The following is a 21166-nucleotide window of genomic DNA, read 5'->3' on the forward strand; positions in this document are numbered from 1 at the left end:
GGCTCGTCGCCGCCTTCCGGCGACATGTTCTGCCAGAACAGGTCGTGCAGAATGTGTCCCGAGCCGTTGTGGGTGACGTTGCGGAGCGCGCCGGCGGACGAGCCGAACTCGCCTGCTTCGCGGTTCTCGGCGAGGGTCTCCTCGGCCGCGTTCCAGCCGTTGACGTAGCCCTGATGGTGGGTGTCGTGATGCCACGTCAGCACCTGCTCGGAGATGTGGGGCTCAAGCGCGTCGTACTCGTACGGGAGGGGGTCAAGTTCGTAGTCTGACATTGGTGTTTGCAATTAGACCGAGGGACCAGACACACATGTACTTTCGCTGAACGCGATTTACGTAGTGGATGTGATACTTTACGCTCGCATTGTACACCGCGATTTGCTAGCTCTCGGACGGTGTCCGCGGTTCGACGAGTGGAGCGCCTTCGAACAGGCGACTCTGGTCGTTCACCTGGTCCGAAACCTGGTAAGACGCGACCCCTGAGCCGGGAGAAACACCTGACCTCGCGGCGTTCCCATTCGTGTTTGACAGCCAACAATTTATTATAGTAGACTGCCGTCACGAACTGACGTGCCCGAAGAGTTCAACCATTCGTCATTACAGACTGACGGAGCCGGTCCACCCTCCGAACCCGAGCCTCCCGCCCTCTCGGTGTCAGATCTCCACAAGCAGTACGAGGGGAGCGACGGGCCGGTTACGGCGGTCGAGCGAGTCGACTTTGACGTCGAGCGAGGCACCGCCGTCGGATTACTCGGCCCTAACGGGGCCGGGAAGACGACCACGATTAAATCGTTGCTCGGACTCATCGTCCCCACGAACGGGACTGTTCAGGTTCACGGGACTGACGTGCACGATGAACCGGAGCGCGCGTATCGACATATCGGGGCGATGCTGGAGGGCGCTCGGAACGTCTACTGGCGGTTGACGGTGCAGGAGAACATGCGGTTTTTCGCGGCGCTCGCCGGGGAGCCGACACGGCAAACGGAGCGGCGACAACGGGAACTCCTCGAGAAGTTTGGACTCGAAGAGAAAGCCGACGCGACCGTCAGGGAACTCTCTCGGGGTCAAAAGCAGAAAGTCTCCCTCGCGTGTACGCTCGCCAGGGACGCCGACATCGTCCTGCTCGACGAGCCGACGCTCGGACTCGACGTCGAGAGTTCGCTCGAACTTCGCAAGGAGCTTCGTCGTCTCGTCACCGATCAGGGGACGACACTCCTCCTGTCGAGCCACGACATGGACGTCATCGAGGACATCTGCGACCGGGTCGTGGTGATGAACGACGGCGAAGTCGTCACCGACCAGAGCGTCTCGAACCTCCTCGGCGTGTTCGACATTCAGTCGTATCGAATCGTGGTCGACGGGACGCTCTCACAGGCGGTCCGCCGGCGTCTCTCGGCTCAGTTCGACGCGAGTTCCTTCGAGACGAGAGATGAGTCGACGCAGTTTTCGGTCCGCGTCGGCGGCGACGAGTTCTATCGACTCGTGGACGGACTGCGCGAGGCCGGGTGCGAGGTCGAATCGTTCACTTCGGTGGAACCCGACCTCGAAGAGATATTCATCCAGCTGACGAACGAAGAATCGGAAGGCTCGGTTGACCCCGGCCGACCGCAGGTGAGTGAGTACACATGAGTTCGGAACCAGCCAACCCGAACAGTCCCGGCACGGAGGCCACGGTTACTGGCTTCGGCCGTCTCCTCTGGGAGATACTCAGAAAACAGTTCACCGTGATGCTCCGGTACCGCGTGAACTTCGCCATCAACGTGGCGACGATGTACGTGTTCTTCGCCATCGTCTTCTTCGGCGGGCAAGCGGTCGTCGGTGGCGTCGGCGGGTCGACCCAATCGCTCGATTCGACGCTCAACGGAGTCATCGTCGGCTGGTTCCTCTGGACGATGGCGCAGGGCGCGTACTCCGGGCTCTCCGGGAACATCACACAGGAGTCGCAGTGGGGAACCCTCGAACAGTTGTACATGTCCCCGTTCGGATTCGGGCGCGTCATGCTCCTGAAGGCGACCTCGAACGTGATTCAGAGCATGGCCATCGGTGGGGTCATCCTCGTCCTCATGCTGGTGACTACGGGGCGAACGCTCTCCGTCGACCTGCTCACCATCGTGCCCGTCGTCATCGCTTCGCTCCTTTCGGTCGTCGGAATCGGGTTTGTGTTCGCGGGCCTCGCGCTCATCTACAAGCGAATCGGAGCGGTTTCGAATCTCATGCAGTTCGCGATGGTCGGTCTCGTGGGTGCGCCGACCGCAGACGTGCCGCTTCTTCGACTACTGCCGCTCGTTCAGGGGTCCGCACTCCTCCAGCAATCTATGCGTAGCGGGATTCGGCTGTGGGAGTTCTCGACCGAGGAACTGTCTATTCTCCTCGGCGTCGGCGTCGGGTACCTCGTCTGCGGATACGTCGTCTTCAAGTACTGCTCGCGGGTTGCTCGGCGTCGCGGCGTCATGGGACACTACTGAGCGGTCGTCCACGCATCGGAGAGTCGTCTCACTCTCCCCAGCGACCGCACGGGCTGAATTTATGACAATTGCCAGTAGATTTATAACATGTCGTCCAGACATACTTTTTGATGTCAGTAGCATTGGACATCGATATTGCACGTACTGTTGATAAATCACACTACGACGGCCTCTTCGGGTCGATCATCTCCGACAAGTTCGAGATGTCCCACGACAGTACCGGGACGGCGTCGTGTTACCTCCCGTGCCACACGGCCTCGAAGCTCCCCTGCTGCGACACCACCAACTGAGGTGTCTCCGAGCCTTCTCCGCGTCGCTCGACCGCGGAGAAGCGCATCGGTTTTTTCTGGCAGTTCGCAGGCGCTCTCCGATTCACTCCGTAGCGTACCGATTCACACCTACTATGACGACATCGACAGCTGACGAGATGGTGTTCACACAACAACAACGTCGCGAAATCGCCGGTCGCGCCCGGACGCTCCACGAGCGTCTCGAAGGTCCCCCGAACGACCCCGGCCCCGACCCCGAGATATCTCCGAACACGATTCTGGACGAGTGGGAAGGGCTTTTCGCCGACGAAGAACAGTTCTCCGAGCGGCTTGCGGCCGACGGAATCCGACGGGCAGACGTCGAGGCGCAGTCGGCGGCCACGAAGTGGCCGAGCGACGAGCCGCTCCCTGCGTGGCTCGAGACAATCGAGGAACTAATCGAGTACCTCCGGGCTTCCGACCCGACACGCTACGCGAGCGCGCCTGATGACGTCCCGTTTCGAGAGCTGTTGACCGGGTTCAGCGAGTTCGCTCGGAGTCGGCTCGGCACGCTCTCCGTTCCGGACGACTCGTTGGAACCGTTGGTCGAGGGGCTAACCAGACGATTTCACGCGCTCTGCGTCCGGCCGCTGTACGTCGAGTTCAAGAGCTTCGTAGAGCACTTCGACCCCGAACTGGCCGCCACCGACCCCGACGAGTTCGACGACCCGCCGACGGAGTACTACGAGGAGTTCATCGACGCGATGTTCGCACACGGGATGTCCAACCTCTGCGTCGAGTACCCCGTTCTCGCCCGGCAAATCGCCGTCATCATCGACAACTGGGTCGACGCAATCGCTGAACTCTGCCAGCGGATTCGGGACGACACCCCCGCGCTCGAAGAGCGGTTCGACATCGACGGCCCGGTAACCTCACTCGAACCCCTCTCGACGGACGCGCACGCGAAGGGCCGAATTCCCGTCCGCGTCTCGTTCGGTTCGACGGACGTCATCTACAAACCGAGGGGCGTCGACGGGGGCGTGGCCCTGTACGAAGTGCTCGAACGGGTGAGCGAACGCACGTCGGTCGCGACCTTTCAGTCCCCCGAATACCTTCCCAGAGACGGCTACGGTTGGATGGAGCCGATAGCGTACGACGACTTGGCCGACACCGACGCAGTACGGCGGTACTACGAGCAAGCGGGCGTCCTCACCTGCGTCGCGTACGCGCTCAACATGACCGACTGCCAGTACGAGAATCTCCTTATCGACGGCGAGAGTCCGATGGTCGTCGACGGTGAAACAATCTTCCACCCCTACGTCGACCCGGCGGCCATGCCGACACCGACGGAAGTATCGACGGTCGCCCACAGTACGATTCTCGCTACGCTCTTGGCGCCGTGGTCGGTCGGCGACCCGCGTACCCCGAGCGACGACGACGCCGGCGTTCCGCACGCCGGCTTCGGTAGTTCGAGCGAGCGTGGGTTCAAAGACGTCTCCAAACCCGGCATCGAAGCGGCGAACACGGACGTCATGACGGTGACGGAGGTTCGGCCGGAAGTCAATCTGACCACGAACACCGCGAGCACCGAGGAACGCGACCATCCCCCGGTCTCGTACACCGAGTCGCTCGTCGAGGGGTTCACCGAAGCCTACGACACCATCCGCTCGTTACACGAAGCCGGCGCGTTCTTCGGCGAGGTGTTGCCTTCCAGCCTCGTCGATGGTATCGAAAACCGATTGGTGTACCGAGCGACGGCCCGATACGGTTCGATTCTCCGGTCGGCGGCCGCACGCGACCCGCTCCGAGACGGGGCCCGTCTCTCGGTCGAACACGAGAAACTCGCGGTACCGTTCTTCGACGACCGAATCGACGCCGACGGCTACTGGCCGTTGTACGCCGCCGAACGGCGGGCGCTCCGCCGCCGCGACTTCCCGCGGTTCGCGTCGTCGCCGACGAGCAGTACGGTCGTTCACGACGGGGAGGAGTTACCCGTCGACGTCGATGTACCCGGACTGGACCGGTGCCGTCAGCGCGTCGCCGCGATGAGCGACGACGACCGCGACCGACAGGCGTGGCTGCTACAGTACGCGTTCGGCCCGCAGGTGCCGGGTTCGACACCCGATGCCGCCGTCTCAGCCGACGCGTTCGATTCGACCGCGAGAACCCTGTTCGAGGAGGTGCTGGACGCCGGTATCGAGACGCCGGACGGCGACGCCTGGGTCTCTATCTCACCGACGAAGACGGGCATCGACCTCTATCCGACCGACTTCTCGCTGTACCACGGACGCGGTGGCATCGCGCTGGCGGCCGCGGCGCTCTTCGAGACGACGGGCGAGACGCGCTATCGAACCGTGGCGGAGGAGGTCTTATCGCCCGTGCTCGACGCCATCGACGACGGCGGCCCGCCACCGAATCTGGGCGGGATGCTCGGGGTCGGGTCAGTCGTCTACACCCTCACGGTCGTCTCGGAACTCCTCGACGCCGACGAGTACCGCCGCGCCGCGCGGTCCGCCGCGGGCGTCGTCACGGAGTCCCACGTGGCGAACGACGAGACGTTCGACGTGCTGGAGGGTGCCGCCGGGACTCTGCTCGGCCTCCTCGCGTACCACGACCGGTACGGCGACGAGTCCGTCCTCGACCGGGCAATCGCGTGCGGAGAGCGCCTCCTCGACGGTCGCACGCTCGAAGACGGCTACCGAGTGTGGCGGACTTCCGACGACGAACCGCCGCTCACGGGGTTCTCACACGGTGCGTGCGGAATCGGCTACGCGCTCGCCCGCCTCGCCGATGCGACGGGAGACGAGCGGTTCTCGGACGCGGCACGCGAGGCGCTCGCCTTCGAATCGGCGCTGTACGACCCGGACCGGAACAACTGGGCGAAATCGAACGAGGACCAGAGTTACGACGATAAGTGGTGCCACGGGCGGTCGGGAATGGCGCTCGCCCGACTCGGCATCGCGGACGCGCTCGACGACGGCGACCTCCACGACACCGCGATCGACGCGCTCTCGGAGACCGCTCGCGCCGAACCGTCGAACATGGACCACCTCTGTTGCGGAAACTTCGGGCGGGTCGAGTCGCTCCTCGCCGGCGCGCGTCGCGGGCTGCTCGCGGAGTCACACGCGACCGAACTGGCCCGTCGATGCCTCACTCGGAGGGACGCCCACGGCGAGTTCTCGATGACTGGACACACGGAGACCTTTCCGAACCCGATGTTCTTCCACGGTCTCTCCGGCGTCGTCTACTCGCTGTTACGACTGGAGAACCCAGACCGACTGCCCTCCGTTCTGCTCTTGGAGTGAGCGGCCTTCCGCTCACCCGTCGTCGCCGACCCGGGCGTCCTCGAGTTCGGCCTGCACCGCACCCCACGACACCGGCGGTTCGAACGCGGCCAGCGTCGCCTCGAACGACTCGATTCGGGCCCCGTACTCATCAGTCCACGACGGACGGGCGAGGCCGTCGAGTCGCTCGCGGAGCCGTTGCACACGGGCGGCGAGGTCGTCGAGCTCGGCGGCGGCGTCGCCGAGGCCATCGCTTTCCGCGGCCGAATCGGGGGCTAACTCCCGCAGGTCGTCGAGCTCGGCCCGGACGTCATCGACAAGCAGGTCGGAGACGCGGGCGCGGAGCGCGGCGTTGTACCACTCGGCCGCGCGCTCGTCGTCAGCGTCCTCGGAGCCGTCGGCGCTGTCTTCGGAACCCTCCACGTCGGCGACGGCCTCGACCCGGTCGGCCAGTCCGTCGAGCGACTGTTCGAGCGCCGCCACGTCGCCGTCGAGCCCCCGCACGCGAACGTCGTGGTTCGAGAGCCATCGGTCGAACTCCTCGATATCGAGTTGTATGTTGTCCGCGTGCGCGGTGAGCGCCTGCGACTCGGACGCGACCTCCCGGAGTCCGAGCACGATGTCGTAGACGGACCGGGGGTTGTCGCGCCAGTCTGAGAGTTCCTGGAGCTCTTCGCCGAGCGACTCGACCCGCTCGGTCGCGTTCGCGACCTTCGACTCGAACACGTCGAGACGGGACCGAACGGCACCGATGGCCGCGTCGTCACCAGCGGCCTCGCGGGCGTCGTCGAGGTCGATGGACGCGAGTTCGACGCGCGTCTCCGCGGTCGACAGAATCATCGACGTGTCCGTGACCGCCGAATCGACGCCGTCGGCCGTCACCGTGCCGTCCTCGGTCACGTGGTCGAGCATCGCACGAACGGTGTCCGGGTCCCGGGCGTCGTCCGCGGCGATAACGCGGTCGACCGCCTCGGATTTCGACAGACCGACGATACGTTCGGAGCCTGTGGTTCCGTCTTTCTGGGCCATCGAGCGTACGTATCCCGGGAGCCGTTATATTTTCTGTCGTCTCGATTACGTTCGCGTATATAGTTCTCCGTACTGATGTGTGCGCTAATATCGGACTATTTCGTCTCTTAGTGTTACGTTGAACTCTGATAGAACTAAACCGGTATTATAAACGCATTTTATTTAAAACCGGGTCAGTCCACGTGATGGCGCAAGATTCCAAGAAGTTGGCAGGCAGCGTATCACGTCGGCAGTTCCTCGTCGCTTCGAGCGCGGCGGGCGTCGCGGGGCTCGCCGGTTGTTCGGGGCAGTCGAATCCCGAGACCGACGCGCCGGCGACCGAAGAAGAGGAGACGGACGCTCCGGAGACCACGACCTCGACCCCCGAAGAGACGAGCGAATCGAGCGCGCCGCAGATGCTCACCGCCGAGGGCTCCTCGACGGTGTATCCCATCGCGAACAAGGGAAGTTCCTACTGGAACTCCAACGCGCCGCCGAGCGACGGCGAGTACTGGGGTTCGAACGACGAATCTACCGTCCCCGGCTGGGACGAACTCGGCGCACCGGACATGCGTCTGGCCGACTACTTCGCATCCCTCTACGGCTTCGAGCCGACCGAGACGCAGGCGAACCCCGCGTTCGCGACATCCATCGGCCTGAGCCACTCCGGGACGGGGTGTAAGTCCGTCCGCGACGGTCTCGTCGACATCGGTAACTCGTCGGGTCCGATCACGGCGGAACTCGGCATCAGCGAAGAAGAGCGCGACGCGAACTACGTGGACCACGTCCTCGGCCGCGACGGCCAGCCCGTCGTCGTCTCGAAGGACGTCTACGACGCGGGCGTGACGGAACTCACCGGCGAAGAAGTCCGCAAAATCTACCAGGACGAGATCACCAACTGGAGCGAAGTCGGCGGTCACGACCAGGAAATCTACGTGGTCGGCCGCGCGGAAGGCTCCGGGACGGACACCTCGTTCCGCCTCAACATGCTCGGCAGCGCCGACGCCTCGATGGAGGGCGTCGACACCCGTAAGGGCCAGAACCAGCAGGTTGCGACCGTCGTCCAGCAGAACGACGGTGCCATCGCGTACATGGCACTCGCCTTCACCGGCCCGGAGGTCCAGCCCATCGGTATCGAATTCGAGGGCACGCTCTACGCGCCGGACAAGAGCGCTGAGCACACCATCTTCGACAGCGACTACCCGCTCAACCGCGACCTCCACCAGTACACGACCATCACGGAGGACACCCCGAGCGGGACGGACATGCGCGAAGCCGCGTTCATGAACATGTTCCTGACCACGTTCGGTCAGAAGGTGTTCGTCGAGGACAACAACTACATCCCACTGCCTGACAAGGACCTTCAGTCCGAGAAGGACAAGCTTCCGAGCCAAGCGTAACGCGGCTCGGACGCGGTAGCGGTTCCTGAACCTCGTTCTTTCCATTCATCGACGCTCCAATCATGAACGTACTTCCAAACTCCGACGGTGCCGGCCTCCGAGCGGCGGCTCGGCGAGGGCTCCGGCGCGGTCGCGACTTCGTCGACGAGACGCCGCCCGACGCGCTCGTCACGGTCACGGTCGCGGCGGTATCGCTCCTCGCGGCGTTCGCGGGCTTTCTGGCCGTCTCGTCGCTGACGGCCGTCCCGTTCGCGGTGTTCCTCGTCGCGACGGGCTACGGCTGGCTCAGACACCAAGAATTGACAGCGCGCGTGCTCACGTTGACGACGACGGTCTCGACCATCCTCGTCCTCGGGCTCATCCTCGTCTTCATCTTCGCGGAGGCGTGGCCGACCGTGCAGTACGCGACCGTGAACGTCTTCGGTATTCCGATTCCGGGCCTGCGGCTCTTCATCGAGACGCGCTGGAGTCCGGTGACGCCGCCGATTCAGTACTCGCTCGTCCCGATGATTCACGGGACGGTGCTCGTCACCATCATCGCGACGGCCGTCGCCGCCCCGCTGGGCGTAGCCGCGGCGCTCTTCCTCAGCGAAATCGCGCCGCGGACCGTCCGCGAGGTCGTCAAGCCGGGCGTCGAGATTCTGGCGGGTATCCCCTCTATCGTCTACGGCTTCATCGGCTTCACCATCCTCAGCCCGTGGGCGGCCGACCAGTTCGACATCGTCGGGCAGGGCACGTACCTCTTCGTCGGCATCGTCGTCGGACTGATGGCGCTGCCGACGGTCGTCTCGGTCGCCGAAGACGCACTCAACAGCGTCCCCGAATCGATGAAAAGCGGGTCGCTCGCCCTCGGAACGACCGACTGGCAGACGATGACTTCCATTACCCTGCCGGCGGCCTTTTCGGGTGTCTCGGCCGCGGTCCTCCTCGGCGTGGGTCGCGCCATCGGAGAGACGATGGCCGCGACCGTGATGCTCCGCGGCAGTCCGGGCCTCACGAAGCCGCTTTACAACGTCTTTTACGGTAACGACACGCTCACGTCGCTCATCGCGGCGAACTACGGCGACGCCGACGGCCTCCAGCTCTCCGCGTTGTTCGTCGCGGGCGTCATCCTGTTCATCACGGTGCTGTTCCTCAGCATCGGGTCGCAGTACATCGAGGCGCGCATGCGCCAGAAGCTCGGAGGTGCCGACTGATGGCGGGCGCGACTGAATCCACGCTCGTCAGCGAAGACACCTCCGAGACCGAGGCGGTCGCCGCCGGCGCGGTGGGGCTGGCGGCGGTGCTGTTCGCCCTCTCGCTCGCGGCGATGTTCGAACTCGTGACCATCACCGACCCCATCGCGGGCGTGCCGATGGTTGCGCTCCTCGGCGGGCTGTTGGTCCTCCTCGGCCTCGCCGTCATCGGCTTCGGCGTCGGCTCTCGACTCGGCTACGTCGCCACCGACCCCAGACCGACCGCCGGACTGGTCGCTTCGGCGGCGTTCGCGCTCATCTGGTTCGTCATCGGCGGGTTGGTCGCCTCCCAGACCCTCGGTCTCGGGACGGCCGGGTGGGTCGTCGCGTCGCTCGTCACCGGCGGGGTCGGGTTCGCGGTGAGCGCGCTCCCCCGCGAGGACATCGGCTCGACGCTCCCCGCCGGCGCGCTCGCCGCGTTCGCCGGTATCGTCTTCCTCACCGGCGTCATCGGCCCGTCGTGGGCGTGGGACCTCGGCTGGGAACAGCAGGCGTCGTTCAACGCCGAGTTCACGATTCCGGTCCTGACGGGATTCTGTTCCCTGCTCGTCGGCTGGGCCGCCGCGAAGGCCTACGGCGGGTTCGGCGCGCGCGGCCGCCACATCGGCGCGTACGTCCTCGTCTACCTGAACGCCCTCTCCATCATCGCGGTGCTGTTCCTCCTCGTCGCGTTCACGGTGCTGAAGGGCCTGCCGGGGCTGTTCAACGGATTCGCGTTCGGCGCGGGTGCGGGTCCCGAAGTGACGCTCGTCGGCCTGACGTTCTCGCTTCCCCTCTCGTGGCCGTTCGTGATGAACGGCGTCGCGCTCCTCAACGACGTGAACGGCGTTCTCCCGGCCATCGCAGGCACGATTTGGCTCGTCATCGGGGCGGTGCTGTTCGCCGTCCCGCTGGGCGTCGGTGCGGCCGTCTTCATCACCGAGTACGCGGACCGCGGGCGCTTCACGCAGGTCGTCGAAATCGCAACCAACGGCCTGTGGAGTACGCCTAGCATCGTCTTCGGACTGTTCGGTCTGGCGTTCCTCGTCCCCCGACTCGGCAACCAGAAGTCGCTGCTCGCGGGGATGCTCACGCTCGGCTTCATGCTCCTCCCGCTCGTCGTCATCACGAGTCGGGAGTCGATGCTGGCGGTCCCCGACGAGTACCGCGACGCGAGCGCGGCGCTCGGCGTCACGAAGTGGCAGACGATTCGGAGCATCGTCCTCCCGGCGTCGCTCCCGGGTATCGTCACGGGCATCATCCTCGGCGTCGGACGTATCGCCGGCGAGACCGCCCCGATTCTCCTGACTATGTCGGGGAGCGTCGCCCCGCCGGGCAGCCAGACGGTCGACGTGCTCGGCGGCTTCCAGTTCCAGTCTGCGCCGCCGTTCGTCACCAATCCCGAACTGATGCAGGCGACGTCGGCGCTTCCGTATCAGCTCTACTCGCTTATCACCGCGGGCGTCGGGCAGTCGTCGAACATCGGCGCTATCGACGAGTTCCGGTGGGCGACGGCGCTCATCCTGCTCGTGGTCGTCTTGGGCTTCTACGCGGTCGGCATCGCGACGCGGTACTACTTCCGGAGTAAACTGCAGCACGAGTAACCATGAGTGAAACCAGACAGACGGCGGACGACGCACAGACGACGACGGACAACGAACCCGGCGGCGCGAGCCCCGGCACCGACCAGCCGCTCGAGGTCACGAGCGGTGAGACGCGCGAGCGGACCCGCGAGGAGTGGGTCGAACACGAGTTCGAGGGCGAGGCGAAGCTCTCGGTCTCCGACCTCGACGTGTACTACGGCGACGACCACGCGCTGAAGGGCGTCTCGATGGAGATTCCCGAGAACAGCGTCACGGCGCTCATCGGCCCTTCGGGCTGTGGGAAGTCGACGTTCCTCCGGTGTCTCAACCGGATGAACGACCGCATCAAGGCCGCGAGCATCGACGGCTCGGTTCAGCTCGAAGGCGAAGAAATCTACCAAGACGGCGTCAACCTCGTCGAACTCCGCAAGCGCGTCGGCATGGTGTTCCAGTCGCCAAACCCGTTCCCGAAGAGCATCGCGGACAACATCTCCTACGGGCCGCGGAAGCACGGCGACCTCGACACCGGCCTGCTCGCCAACCTGCTCGGCCGGAGCGACGACGACGCGGTCGACGAACTCGTCGAGCGCTCCCTGCGGCAGGCGGCGCTGTGGGACGAGGTACAGGACCGACTCGACGACAACGCGCTCGGGCTCTCCGGCGGCCAGCAACAGCGGCTCTGCATCGCCCGCGCGCTGGCGACCGACCCCGAAGTGCTTCTCATGGACGAGCCGGCGTCGGCGCTCGACCCCATCGCGACCTCGAAAATCGAGGACCTCGTCCACGACCTCGCGGAGGACTACACGGTCGTCATCGTCACCCACAACATGCAGCAGGCGGCGCGCATCTCGGACCAGACGGCAGTGTTCCTCACCGGCGGCGAACTCGTCGAGTACGGCGACACCGACCAGGTGTTCGAAGACCCCCAGAGCCAGCGCGTCGAGGACTACATCAGCGGCAAGTTCGGGTAGTCGACGCCGGACCTAGACCAGCCGTCTCGGCCCGGACAGGTCGCCGACCCGCCCGCCTGTCCCCGCAGCGGGCGTCCCGACTTCGGCCACACGACGTGACGACGACGTTCGACGACCTGCGGCCGTCGAAGCCGGACCGTCGGTCGGCGGCGCTCGCTTCTCACCAGTCGAGCCACCCACCGAGGCGGGGTCGGCGTCACCGCGGAACTGGCATGCAGACAACACGAACTCAGACAGCCAACACAATGGAGACACGCAAGATACAGCAGGTCAGCAACGGGACGTTCACCGTCTCTCTCCCCCGAGAGTGGGCGGACGGCGAGGGCATCTCCGCCGGAACCGTCGTCAACCTCCACACGCACCTCGACGGGATGTTAGTCGTACAGGCTCCCGAGTGCGAGGACGATTCGTCGATGCAGTTCACGGTGACTGTCGGTGGGAGCGACGCGGACGGCGGAGTCGACTCCGCAGGCGGCGACTTCCTCGAACAGACGCTCCGAGCGGCCTACGCCGCCGGGTCGAAACAGGTCGTCATCGAGGCCGACGGGACGTTCGACGCCGAACAGCGACAGGCCGTCAGGCGGGTCGCACGGAACCTCGTCGGCGTGACCATCACGGAGGAGTCGGACACCGCCGTCACGGTTCGGAACGTCCTCGACGCGAACGAGGTCTCCATCCGCCAGTCGGTTCGACAACTCCAGTTCGTCGCCGTCTCGATGCACCGCGACGCGACCGCCGCGCTCACCGGGGCCGCACCCCTCGACGGCTTCGCGGAGCGCGACAACCGCGCCGACCGCCTGTTCGCTATGGTCGACCGGCACTTCACTCGCGGGCTCGACCGCCTCGACGAGGTGGACGCCCTCGGCGAGACGCGCCCGGAACTGTTCCGCCTCCACACTGCGGCCCGCGAGTTAGAGCGCGTCGCCGACCAGGCCGAGCGAATCGCCGCCGTCGCGTCGGCGGTCTCCGACCCTCTCCCGCCGGCGGTCGCCGACGAGGTATCCGAACTCGCCGAACTGGTTCCAGAGGCGCTCGAAGCCGCGGTACAGGTCGCGCTCGAAGGCGACGACCCCGACGCGGCGCGGGAGGCGCTGGTGGCACGCGACCGAGTGTGCGAGGGCCTCGCGGACGTGGAACAACGGCTGTTCGAGGACGTGGACGCCGACGCCGACTACCGGTTCGCGCACGCGCTCCACGCGCTCGAACGAACTGCCGAACACGCCGGTAACGTCGCCGAAGTTGGGCTCAGGACGGCGGTCCGGACCCGAAACATGGACGAAAAGCCCGCCCGCGAGGGCGGCACCGAGTCCGCGGAACACACCCAGCGCGCGTAGGGCGTCCGTTCGGCGGTCGTACTGACTTTCACCACTCGAGGAGCGTCCGAAGGCGAGGAACCGGTCTGTACGTCCGTCCGCGGTCGTCGAAGTAGGCCCGCGTCCGACGCTTGCCGTCGACGATGAACCGAAGGCGGTCCCGTGCCGTTCGGTTCCGCAGGTGGAACGAACTGGCGGGGTCGAACACCAGTCCGCGCGCGTCCCTCCGACACCGGCCGCGGATGAGTCGCTGTTCGAGGTTCGCGAGGTCCGCGTCGTGCCAGTGGACGAGGACGCACGCAGGTTGGCCGTCAGCCGGCGTCACGTCGTCCGGCGGCGTCAACCGGAGCCGACCGTCGCGGACGGTCGCAGACGAGACCGGCCAGCTACGGGGATACCCCGCGTCGTCGGTGACGGTCGCGACCATCTGGTCGTAGGTCTCCGCCTCTCCGCTGTCGACGCCGGCCGCGCTCCACGTCGGGACCGTCGTCGTACCATCGGTCGGCCGCTCGTCGATTGTAGTCGGCCGAATCTCGACGAGGATTCGGAGCCCGTACCAGTCCAGAAGCAACAGTCCGAGCCGCGTCCCGAGGAAGTCGGCGGCCTCGACCATCGCCCGCCGTTTCGGCGACGGCGGTTCGTCGCGGATGAGCCGCTCGACGACAGCGGTGTTCGCTTCCGGGTCGACGTCTCGAACCGTTGCCCGCCCAGTCAGGTGCAATCGACCCTCGTCTTCGCGGAGTAGGAGCGACACCCGCGGGTTGGCCGCCGCTTGCTCGGCCTTCCCCGCGAACGCCGGCGCGGCCGTTACGACGACGACCTCCCGTTCGCGGTCGAAAAAGGGCGTGACCGGCACCACCGCCGGGCGGTCGTCGCGGGCCGTCGCGAACTCGGCCGTCAGCGAGTGGTACACGGCGTCCCGAATCCGCTCGGTTGCGGTCGACGCCGTCATGGACGCCTCCTACGGCGCGGCAATCGACCGGTCGTTTCGGGAGCTTCGACGGGAGCCAAGCGCCGCGGCCAACAGTCAGTCATCCAGTCCCCAGCCGCTCGTTCGCAGACCTCGGAAGGTCGACCGCAGTCCGCGCTCGGCCTCGCCGGGGTGTGGAAGCCCCAGCCGAAACGCGACTTCGTCCTGCCGCTTCGGCGGGTCGAACAGTTGTGGCTCAGACAGTTCCCAGACAGTCGGCGGCGGTGCTCCGGCTCCCGTGCGCTCGACGATGCCGCCAACGGCTCGGCGGGCTGCCTCGTTGGCGCTCTCCATCGTCGCCAAGTCAGTGTCCGTCCGGACGTAGTCGGCCGCCAACACGAGGTTCGGCGCGTCGGTCACCGCCGGGGGCCGGTCTCGGAGCGAGCCGACCGTGTTAATCAACAGCGGTTCGTGGTTCTCCATGCCGTCGCCGGTCTCGACGATTGCGGGGTCGAGTACCCAATCGTACAGGTACTCGGCCGAGAGCCGCTCCGCATCCCGGTTGAGGTGGGCCGTCAGTTGGTGCCAGACCTCGGTTTTGATCTCCTCGCGGCTACACTCGCGGGCCGGCTTGTCGTACACCGCACCCGGGGTCTCCCAGTCCGAGATAATCGCGGAGAGGACCCCCTGAATCTCGCCGTCGGCGCACGTCTCGATGTCGAACGGGCCGTCGTCCCAGAACTGACGCTGCGAAATCGCCGTCAGCGCCCACGGGGAGTCGGTGTACGCTTGATGGCCGCGCACGAGCGGTAGGTCCTCGGTGAGATAGAACTGAATCCCGTTCATCCAAGCGGTGTCGAGTCGCCCGACGGTCCCGAGCGACGGGGCCGCCAGCTGCAGTTCCGGCGTCACCAACGAGGCCATTACCTCGACCGGAAGCGCCGCCACGTAGTAGTCCGCGGTCACTCGTTCCCCGCCGGCGAGTTCGACGCCAGTGACGCGACGGCCGTCGGAGTCGATTTTCGTGACAGGCGACTCCGTGCGGACGGACACGCCCAGCGATTCCAGATAGGACTCCCACGGCGTAATCCAGACCTCGCTCGTCGGGCCGTTGAGTACCGCCTCGGTCGGCCGGTTGGGGTCAATCTGATCGAGCATCAACTGCGCGTATATCTGTCCGATAGTGCGGGCGCTCCCGCGCTGGGGTTTCAACGCGACGAGCGCCTGCGTGCTCTCGGCGAGGTGCTTGCGGTAGGCCGGCGACTGCGCCTCCGCGTCGACGAACTCCCACCACGACACGCGGTCGAGTTCCCGTTCGCGGCGCGCCCGGCAACTCGTCAGCAGCACCAGCAGACGCCGGAGGAAATAGTTCGTCTCGGCGGGGGTGATTTCGCCGCCGCCGATTGTCGGTTTGAGTGCGGCGACCCACTCCGCAATCGTGTTCGGCGTCCGCGTCTCGGAGCGCATCTCTTCGCCCGTCGTCGTCGCGATGAGCGTCTCGTCCGTCTCGACGAGGTTGTCCGCGACCGTGCCCCTGGACGGCCGCGGGATTCGGCCGAGCGTGTCGCGGAGATTTCGATAAAACCCCGGGAAGAACCGAAATCCGTGTTCTGCCGGCAGCGAGTGGCCGTCGTCACCGGAGGGGACCGAGAAGCTCCGAGCTTTCCCGCCCAGTCGCGATTTGGCCTCGTACACGGTCACGTCGAAGCCGCGTTCTCCGAGTTCGTGCGCCGCGCTCAGCCCACCGACCCCTCCCCCGAGAACGGCGACTCGAAAACTGCCTGCTGACATACGCTACTCGTGGCGCGAGACGGAATAATTATTTGCAATATCGAAGCATCTGCCGTCTCAGCGGCTGAGAACCGCGCGGACCCGTCCCGTCACAGAAAATAGGGCGACCGAGACAGCGAGAGCGTCGCTACAACGTGGTCGTGTCTTCGGGAACCGACGTCCAACACCGATTCCGAGCGTTGTCAGCGGAGACGAGCGGGGTGTCAGAACAGAGGGGTATGTTCGCGAGTCGATAGACGAGATCGTCGTGGCTCACGTAGTATCCCGACGGAATCGACGCATCGTGCTCCATGCGGTCGTAGTACGGGAGGTCCTCCAGCGCGGCCGCGACAGCTGCGTACTCGTCTCTGTCCAGTCGGAAGTCCATCAGACTGTAGGGTTCTCGTCGGGTCACCCGGTCAAGCGCTCGCTGTATCAACTCCGCTCCGTCGAGTCGTTCGTCCGAGGCGGGAACGACCTCCGCGGCTTCCGGTGACGAGATGTTCATCACCGTGAGCACGCCCCCGTTGACCCCTTCGACGTTGAGACAGCCGCTCAGCGCGGCGACCGAACCGAGCCCGAGCGTTGCAAGTAGCGACCGCCGATTCACGACGCTGTAACTCCGACGAAATCACATCACAGTTCCGGTTCCCGACGCGGTCCGACCGGACCGCACGCCCCACGCGGACCGGCCAGTTCACACGTCCTCGGGAACGAGGTTCGTCAGTGTGCGGTCGCCGAACAGGACGACGAGCGCCGCACCGACGAGGTTGAAGACGAGGTCGAGCGCGGTGTCGACCCGTCCGTAGGAGACGAGCACGGGGTCGATGCCGAGCGCGTCGGCCCCGCGGTGGATGGCGTACTCGGCGAGTTCCCAAAGCAGGCCAGCGCAGACGACGACCGCGAGGACGCGGGTCGAGGGGTCGCGGCCGCGGCGGCGCGAGAGCACGTGGACGACCCCGCCGAGAATCGTCGCCGAGTGTGCATGGGTCAGGTGGTCCCACCACCACACGTCGTCGTAGGGACCGAGCATCCCAACCGAGTGGGTCAGCATCGCCGATTCGACGTAGAGGCGCTGCCACGGGTGGAACTCGACGCCGACCAGTCGCTCGACGGCGTCGGGGAGGTACGTGCCCGCGAGCCCGAACACGGCGTTCACCATCGCGGCCGGGTTGCGGCGGCGGAGCCCCGTCAGGAACACGACGACGATCGCGTATCTGATTCCGTCGTCCGGTCCCGGCCACGCCCTCGAATCGCTCGTTTCGGTCACGGTGGTTCTCACCGAGACTGTCGTCGGCTTCGGGTAAAAACGTTGACAGCCAGCAGCGGCCGGTTTGCGTCCTCAGACGACGGTCGCGAGCGCGTCCATCACGCGGTCGACCTTCTCCACGTCGGCGTTGTAGCCCATGTGGCCGACCCGGAGGATGTCGTCGGCGAGGTCGGCGAGCCCGGTCGCGAGGACGATGTCGTGTTCGGCTTCGAGTTCCGCTTGGACGCGTTTCGCCTCGCCGGGGAGGTGGAACGCCGTCACCGTCGGGGCGCTCCGGTCGGCGCCGGGGTAGAGGTCGAGTCCGAGGTCGGCCCCGCGCTCGCGGCAGTGCACGGCGGCCTCCTCGTGGCGCTCGTAGACGGAATCGAGGCCCGCTTCGAGGAGCATCGACAGCGACTCGTCGAGGGCGGCGACGTTCGCGCCGAGGTGGGTGTACGGGAAGCCCTCACTCGTGTCGCGCCACGGCAGGAGATTCGTGTAGAGGGAGTCGAGGTCGCGGTCCTCGATGACCTCCCACGCGCGGTCGCTGACGGCGACTGTCGTCAGTCCCGGCGGCGAGCTAAACGCCTTCTGGGACGCACCGAGGTTGATGTCGATGTGTTCGCTCGGGACGGGCGTCCCGCCGAGCGAGGAGACGGCGTCGACAATAGTCAACACGCCGTGGTCGTGGAGGAGTTCGAGCACCGGCGCGATGTCGTTGAGCGTGCCCGTCGGCGTCTCGCAGTGGACCATCGTGGCGACCTCGAACTCGCTCTCGTCGAGCGCCGCTTCGACGCCAGCGAGGTCGAGCGAGTCGGTGTAGTCGGCACCGACGAGCGTCGGGTCGCCGCCGTAGCTCTCGACGAAGTCGGCGAAGCCGTCGCCGTAGAGGCCGTTCGAGACGCAGAGCACGTCGTCGCCGGGGGCGACCGTGGAGGCGATAGCGGCTTCGAGGCCGAGGATGCCCTCGCCGCCCATGACGACCACGTCGTCGTCGGTGTCGTAGACGCGCCCGAGTTTCTCGCAGACGCCGTCGTAGGTGTCGAAGAAGGACTGCTCGATGTCGGGGTTCGGCATCGGCTCGCTCAGTCGGTCGCGGACCCGCGGCGGAACGGCCGTGGGGCCGGGTGTCATCAGCATGGGTTCCCGTTACGAACAGAGCGTCTTAGCAGTACGGCATCCGCGGCGGCCTCGAACACGACCGCCCGCGTCGGCAGCGGACGGGAAGGCACAAAAGCGCCCTCGCCGTCAGCCACGTGTATGGGCAAACTCTCACCTGCGGACCTCGACCGCTACGTCTTCTCGCGGACGGGGGCCCCCAACGACGACCTGCTCGTCGGGGCGGGCTACGGCGAGGACGCCGCCGCCGTCGGCACCGACGAGGGAACGATGGTCGTCAGCACCGACCCCATCTCGCTCGCCGCCGAACGAATCGGCACCCTCGGCGTCGCCATCGCCAGCAACGACGTGGCCGCCTGCGGGGGCGTCCCCGAATGGCTCGTGAGTACCGTCCTCCTCCCCGAACCGGACGTGGACCTCCTCGACGACATCACCGCCCAACTCGACGCGGAGGCGAGCAGACTCGGCATCAGCATCATCGGCGGCCACACCGAGACAGTCGCCGGCCTCTCGCGCCCGCTCCTCTCGCTTACCTGCATGGGACCGACCGACCGATACGTCCCGACGAGCGGCGCAGAACCCGGCGACTCGGTGGTTCTCACCAAGGGGGCCGGCATCGAGGGCACCGCCGTCCTCGCCACCGACTTCCGCGCCGACCTCGATGCTGCCGGCGTCGATTCCGAGACGGTCGACCGCGCCGCGGGCTTCTTCGACGACATCAGCGTCCTGCCCGAGTCCGCGGTGCTCGCGCCCGCCGCAACCGCGATGCACGACCCGACCGAGGGCGGCGTCCTCAACGGGCTGGTCGAACTCGCCTGCGCCTCGGGCGTCAGCATCGAGGTCGATACCGACGACGTGCCCGTCCGGCCCGAGACGCGGACGCTCTGTGACGCGATGGGCGTCGACCCGATGCGGATTCTCGGCTCCGGCGTGCTCCTCGCGGCGGTCCCCGAAGACGAGGCCGACGACACACTCGCCGCGCTCGACGCCGAGGGAATCGAGGCGACGGTCGTCGGAACCGTCGAAGCGGCGGACGACGGCGCGAACGCGGATACGGACTCGGCCGCTCCGGCCCCGGGCGTCGTCTACGACGGGAGTCACTACGCCGACGGCGTCGAAGACGACATGTACGACCTCTGGGACTGAGCCGAACGCGAGTCGCCGACTACGCCGCCCCTCGGCGACCCGACCCAACACAACTTTGACTACTGAAGATGCACTTGTAGACATGACTGCCGAACGCCCGTCTCGACTCGCGAGCGACCCGCCGGAAGCGCCGTCCGCGACGCGGACCGCGGTGACCAGATGAGAGGCGTCGTCGTCGCCGGCACGGCCTCCGGCGTCGGGAAGACGGTCACGACGCTCGCGGTGTGCCGCGCGCTCGAACGAGAGGGGTACGCGGTCCAACCAGCCAAGGCCGGTCCCGACTTCATCGACCCCTCGCACCACGCGGCAATCGTCGGAAAGCCGTCGCGGACGCTCGACCCGTGGCTCGAAGGGGAAGACGGCATGCGCCGGACCTACGCCCGCGGCGAGGGCGACATCTGCGTCGTCGAGGGCATGATGGGCCTCTACGACGGCGACACCTCGACGGCCCGCGTCGCCGCCCTCCTCGACCTCCCCGTGGTCCTCGTCGCGGACGCGAGAGCCGGGATGCAGAGCGTCGCGGCGACGGCCTACGGCTTCCGGACCTACGCGGACCGGATGGGAATCGACGCCGATGTGGCCGGCGTCATCGCCTCCCGCGCCCACGGCGGCCGCCACGCCGAGGGCATCCGCGACGCGCTTCCCGAGGAACTGCCGTATCTCGGTCGAATCCCGCCGAGCGACGACCTCGAAATCCCGGAGCGCCACCTCGGCCTCCACCTCGGCGACGAGGCCCCGCTGTCCGACGAGGCGCTCGACGCCGCGGCCGAGGGTATTCGCGCCGACGCGCTCGCGGAAGTGGCGCGGGAACCGGAGTGGGACACCGGGGAGTTCGAAGCGGGCATTCGAGCCGAGTCGTCCCAAACACCGGATTCGGACGGTCCGACGGTCGCCGTCGCCCGCGACGAGGCGTTCTGTTTCGTCTACCCGTCCACGTTGGAGCGATTGGAATCACTCGGCACAGTCTCGTACTTCTCGCCGGTCGCCGGCGACGACCTCCCCGACTGCGACGGCGTCTACCTCCCCGGCGGCTACCCCGAGCGGTTCGCCGCGGACCTCGCGTCGTCGCCGACGCTCCCGGCCCTCGCCGACCGGGCCGCCGACGACCTGCCGGTGTTCGGCGAGTGCGGCGGCCTGATGGCGCTCACCGAGTCGCTGACGACGACCGACGGCGACACCCACGAGATGGCCGGCATCCTCCCCGCCGACGTGACGATGCAAGACCGGTATCAGGCGCTCGACCACGTGGAACTCCGCGCGACCGACGGGACGCTGACCGCCGACGCGGGCGAGACGCTCCGCGGCCACGAGTTCCACTACTCGTCGGCGGACCCGGCGACGGACGCCCGGTTCGCCTTCGACGTGGAGCGCGGTTCCGGCATCGACGGCCGCGAGGGACTCACCGAGTACCGAACCCTCGGCACCTACGCGCACGTCCACCCCGAGAGCGGGGCGTTCGACCGCTTCGTCTCGCGGCTGACGGACTGAC

Annotated in this window: 17 protein-coding genes and 1 pseudogene; 11 read left to right on the forward strand and 7 right to left on the reverse strand. The window is 66.6% G+C overall.

Translation table 11 applies throughout. The annotated features are described in order from the left end of the window. Positions 1 to 272 (reverse strand): annotated as a pseudogene (sod, locus tag C5B90_RS16360) (superoxide dismutase [Mn]); the annotation flags it as partial. Between the two features lie 376 nt (positions 273 to 648). Between sod and C5B90_RS16365 the strand changes: the two are divergent. From C5B90_RS16365 to C5B90_RS16380, 4 genes are all read left to right on the forward strand, one after another. Further along, the gene (locus C5B90_RS16365) at positions 649 to 1626 is read left to right on the forward strand and encodes an ABC transporter ATP-binding protein (protein ID WP_115883280.1); all 978 of its coding nucleotides are present in this window, start codon (positions 649 to 651) and stop codon (positions 1624 to 1626) included. Further along, positions 1623 to 2462 carry an ABC transporter permease gene (locus tag C5B90_RS16370; protein ID WP_115883052.1) on the forward strand — a complete coding sequence of 280 codons (840 nt, stop codon included), beginning with the start codon at positions 1623 to 1625 and terminating at the stop codon, positions 2460 to 2462. The genes C5B90_RS16365 and C5B90_RS16370 overlap by 4 nt, the downstream gene beginning before the upstream one ends. Positions 2463 to 2572: 110 nt before the next feature. Beyond that, entirely contained in the window at positions 2573 to 2752 is a 180-nt protein-coding gene (locus C5B90_RS16375) for a hypothetical protein (protein WP_042665533.1), read from the forward strand. Positions 2753 to 2865: 113 nt separating this feature from the next. Then, positions 2866 to 6015 (forward strand): type 2 lanthipeptide synthetase LanM family protein, encoded by a 3150-nt coding sequence (locus C5B90_RS16380; RefSeq protein ID WP_115883053.1) that lies wholly within the window; start codon positions 2866 to 2868, stop codon positions 6013 to 6015. A gap of 12 nt (positions 6016 to 6027) precedes the next feature. Here C5B90_RS16380 and C5B90_RS16385 read toward each other — a convergent pair whose 3' ends face one another. Continuing rightward, positions 6028 to 7023 carry a halo transducer protein gene (locus tag C5B90_RS16385; protein WP_115883054.1) on the reverse strand — a complete coding sequence of 332 codons (996 nt, stop codon included), beginning with the start codon at positions 7021 to 7023 and terminating at the stop codon, positions 6028 to 6030. A gap of 185 nt (positions 7024 to 7208) precedes the next feature. Between C5B90_RS16385 and C5B90_RS16390 the strand changes: the two genes are divergently transcribed. The 5 genes from C5B90_RS16390 to C5B90_RS16410 all read left to right on the forward strand — a co-directional run bounded on the left by C5B90_RS16390 (position 7209) and on the right by C5B90_RS16410 (position 13504). After that, positions 7209 to 8402: a substrate-binding domain-containing protein gene (locus C5B90_RS16390; protein ID WP_115883055.1), complete on the forward strand. Its 1194-nt coding sequence runs from the start codon at positions 7209 to 7211 to the stop codon at positions 8400 to 8402. 62 nt (positions 8403 to 8464) lie between these two features. Beyond that, positions 8465 to 9598 carry a phosphate ABC transporter permease subunit PstC gene (pstC, locus tag C5B90_RS16395; protein WP_115883056.1) on the forward strand — a complete coding sequence of 378 codons (1134 nt, stop codon included), beginning with the start codon at positions 8465 to 8467 and terminating at the stop codon, positions 9596 to 9598. Continuing rightward, positions 9598 to 11220, forward strand: coding sequence for a phosphate ABC transporter permease PstA (gene pstA, locus C5B90_RS16400; RefSeq protein WP_115883057.1), 1623 nt, complete (start codon positions 9598 to 9600; stop codon positions 11218 to 11220). Before pstC ends, pstA begins: the two co-directional genes overlap by 1 nt. A gap of 2 nt (positions 11221 to 11222) precedes the next feature. Further along, positions 11223 to 12170 carry a phosphate ABC transporter ATP-binding protein PstB gene (pstB, locus tag C5B90_RS16405; RefSeq protein WP_115883058.1) on the forward strand — a complete coding sequence of 316 codons (948 nt, stop codon included), beginning with the start codon at positions 11223 to 11225 and terminating at the stop codon, positions 12168 to 12170. A 245-nt stretch (positions 12171 to 12415) separates the two neighbouring features. Continuing rightward, a complete protein-coding gene (locus C5B90_RS16410; protein ID WP_115883059.1) occupies positions 12416 to 13504 on the forward strand; it encodes a phosphate uptake regulator PhoU in 1089 nt (362 codons plus the stop codon). 28 nt (positions 13505 to 13532) lie between these two features. Here the strand turns inward: C5B90_RS16410 and C5B90_RS16415 are convergent, their stop codons facing one another. From C5B90_RS16415 to C5B90_RS16435, 5 genes are all read right to left on the reverse strand, one after another. After that, positions 13533 to 14435, reverse strand: coding sequence for a pyridoxamine 5'-phosphate oxidase family protein (locus C5B90_RS16415; RefSeq protein WP_115883060.1), 903 nt, complete (start codon positions 14433 to 14435; stop codon positions 13533 to 13535). Positions 14436 to 14510: 75 nt separating this feature from the next. Next, positions 14511 to 16184 (reverse strand): FAD-dependent oxidoreductase, encoded by a 1674-nt coding sequence (locus C5B90_RS16420; protein WP_115883061.1) that lies wholly within the window; start codon positions 16182 to 16184, stop codon positions 14511 to 14513. Between the two features lie 127 nt (positions 16185 to 16311). Next, complete coding sequence (locus C5B90_RS16425) at positions 16312 to 16773, reverse strand: hypothetical protein (protein WP_233512087.1); 462 nt, start codon at positions 16771 to 16773, stop codon at positions 16312 to 16314. An 87-nt stretch (positions 16774 to 16860) separates the two neighbouring features. Further along, a complete protein-coding gene (locus C5B90_RS16430; protein WP_115883062.1) occupies positions 16861 to 17445 on the reverse strand; it encodes a hypothetical protein in 585 nt (194 codons plus the stop codon). Between the two features lie 60 nt (positions 17446 to 17505). Beyond that, a complete protein-coding gene (locus C5B90_RS16435; RefSeq protein WP_115883063.1) occupies positions 17506 to 18552 on the reverse strand; it encodes an alanine--glyoxylate aminotransferase family protein in 1047 nt (348 codons plus the stop codon). A gap of 120 nt (positions 18553 to 18672) precedes the next feature. Here C5B90_RS16435 and C5B90_RS16440 point away from each other — a divergent pair, with 120 nt between their 5' ends. Together C5B90_RS16440 and C5B90_RS16445 are read left to right on the forward strand one after the other, a co-directional pair. Further along, a complete protein-coding gene (locus C5B90_RS16440) occupies positions 18673 to 19677 on the forward strand; it encodes an AIR synthase family protein (protein ID WP_115883064.1) in 1005 nt (334 codons plus the stop codon). 159 nt (positions 19678 to 19836) lie between these two features. Then, complete coding sequence (locus C5B90_RS16445) at positions 19837 to 21165, forward strand: cobyrinic acid a,c-diamide synthase (protein ID WP_115883065.1); 1329 nt, start codon at positions 19837 to 19839, stop codon at positions 21163 to 21165. Position 21166: the final 1 nt, after the last annotated feature.

It is taken from the genome of Haloferax sp. Atlit-12N (assembly GCF_003383095.1).
GTDB lineage: Archaea > Halobacteriota > Halobacteria > Halobacteriales > Haloferacaceae > Haloferax.

Excerpts from the sequence above, each read along its gene's own strand:
- C5B90_RS16375 (WP_042665533.1), top strand. The coding sequence starts at position 2,573 with ATGTCAGTAGCATTGGACATCGATATTGCACGTACTGTTGATAAATCA.
- C5B90_RS16445 (WP_115883065.1), top strand. The coding sequence starts at position 19,837 with ATGAGAGGCGTCGTCGTCGCCGGCACGGCCTCCGGCGTCGGGAAGACG.
- C5B90_RS16370 (WP_115883052.1), top strand. The coding sequence starts at position 1,623 with ATGAGTTCGGAACCAGCCAACCCGAACAGTCCCGGCACGGAGGCCACG.
- pstA (WP_115883057.1), top strand. The coding sequence starts at position 9,598 with ATGGCGGGCGCGACTGAATCCACGCTCGTCAGCGAAGACACCTCCGAG.
- C5B90_RS16410 (WP_115883059.1), top strand. The coding sequence starts at position 12,416 with ATGGAGACACGCAAGATACAGCAGGTCAGCAACGGGACGTTCACCGTC.
- C5B90_RS16380 (WP_115883053.1), top strand. The coding sequence starts at position 2,866 with ATGACGACATCGACAGCTGACGAGATGGTGTTCACACAACAACAACGT.
- C5B90_RS16385 (WP_115883054.1), bottom strand. The coding sequence starts at position 7,023 with ATGGCCCAGAAAGACGGAACCACAGGCTCCGAACGTATCGTCGGTCTG.
- C5B90_RS16415 (WP_115883060.1), bottom strand. The coding sequence starts at position 14,435 with ATGACGGCGTCGACCGCAACCGAGCGGATTCGGGACGCCGTGTACCAC.
- C5B90_RS16440 (WP_115883064.1), top strand. The coding sequence starts at position 18,673 with ATGGGCAAACTCTCACCTGCGGACCTCGACCGCTACGTCTTCTCGCGG.
- C5B90_RS16420 (WP_115883061.1), bottom strand. The coding sequence starts at position 16,184 with ATGTCAGCAGGCAGTTTTCGAGTCGCCGTTCTCGGGGGAGGGGTCGGT.
- C5B90_RS16390 (WP_115883055.1), top strand. The coding sequence starts at position 7,209 with ATGGCGCAAGATTCCAAGAAGTTGGCAGGCAGCGTATCACGTCGGCAG.
- C5B90_RS16435 (WP_115883063.1), bottom strand. The coding sequence starts at position 18,552 with ATGCTGATGACACCCGGCCCCACGGCCGTTCCGCCGCGGGTCCGCGAC.
- pstC (WP_115883056.1), top strand. The coding sequence starts at position 8,465 with ATGAACGTACTTCCAAACTCCGACGGTGCCGGCCTCCGAGCGGCGGCT.
- pstB (WP_115883058.1), top strand. The coding sequence starts at position 11,223 with ATGAGTGAAACCAGACAGACGGCGGACGACGCACAGACGACGACGGAC.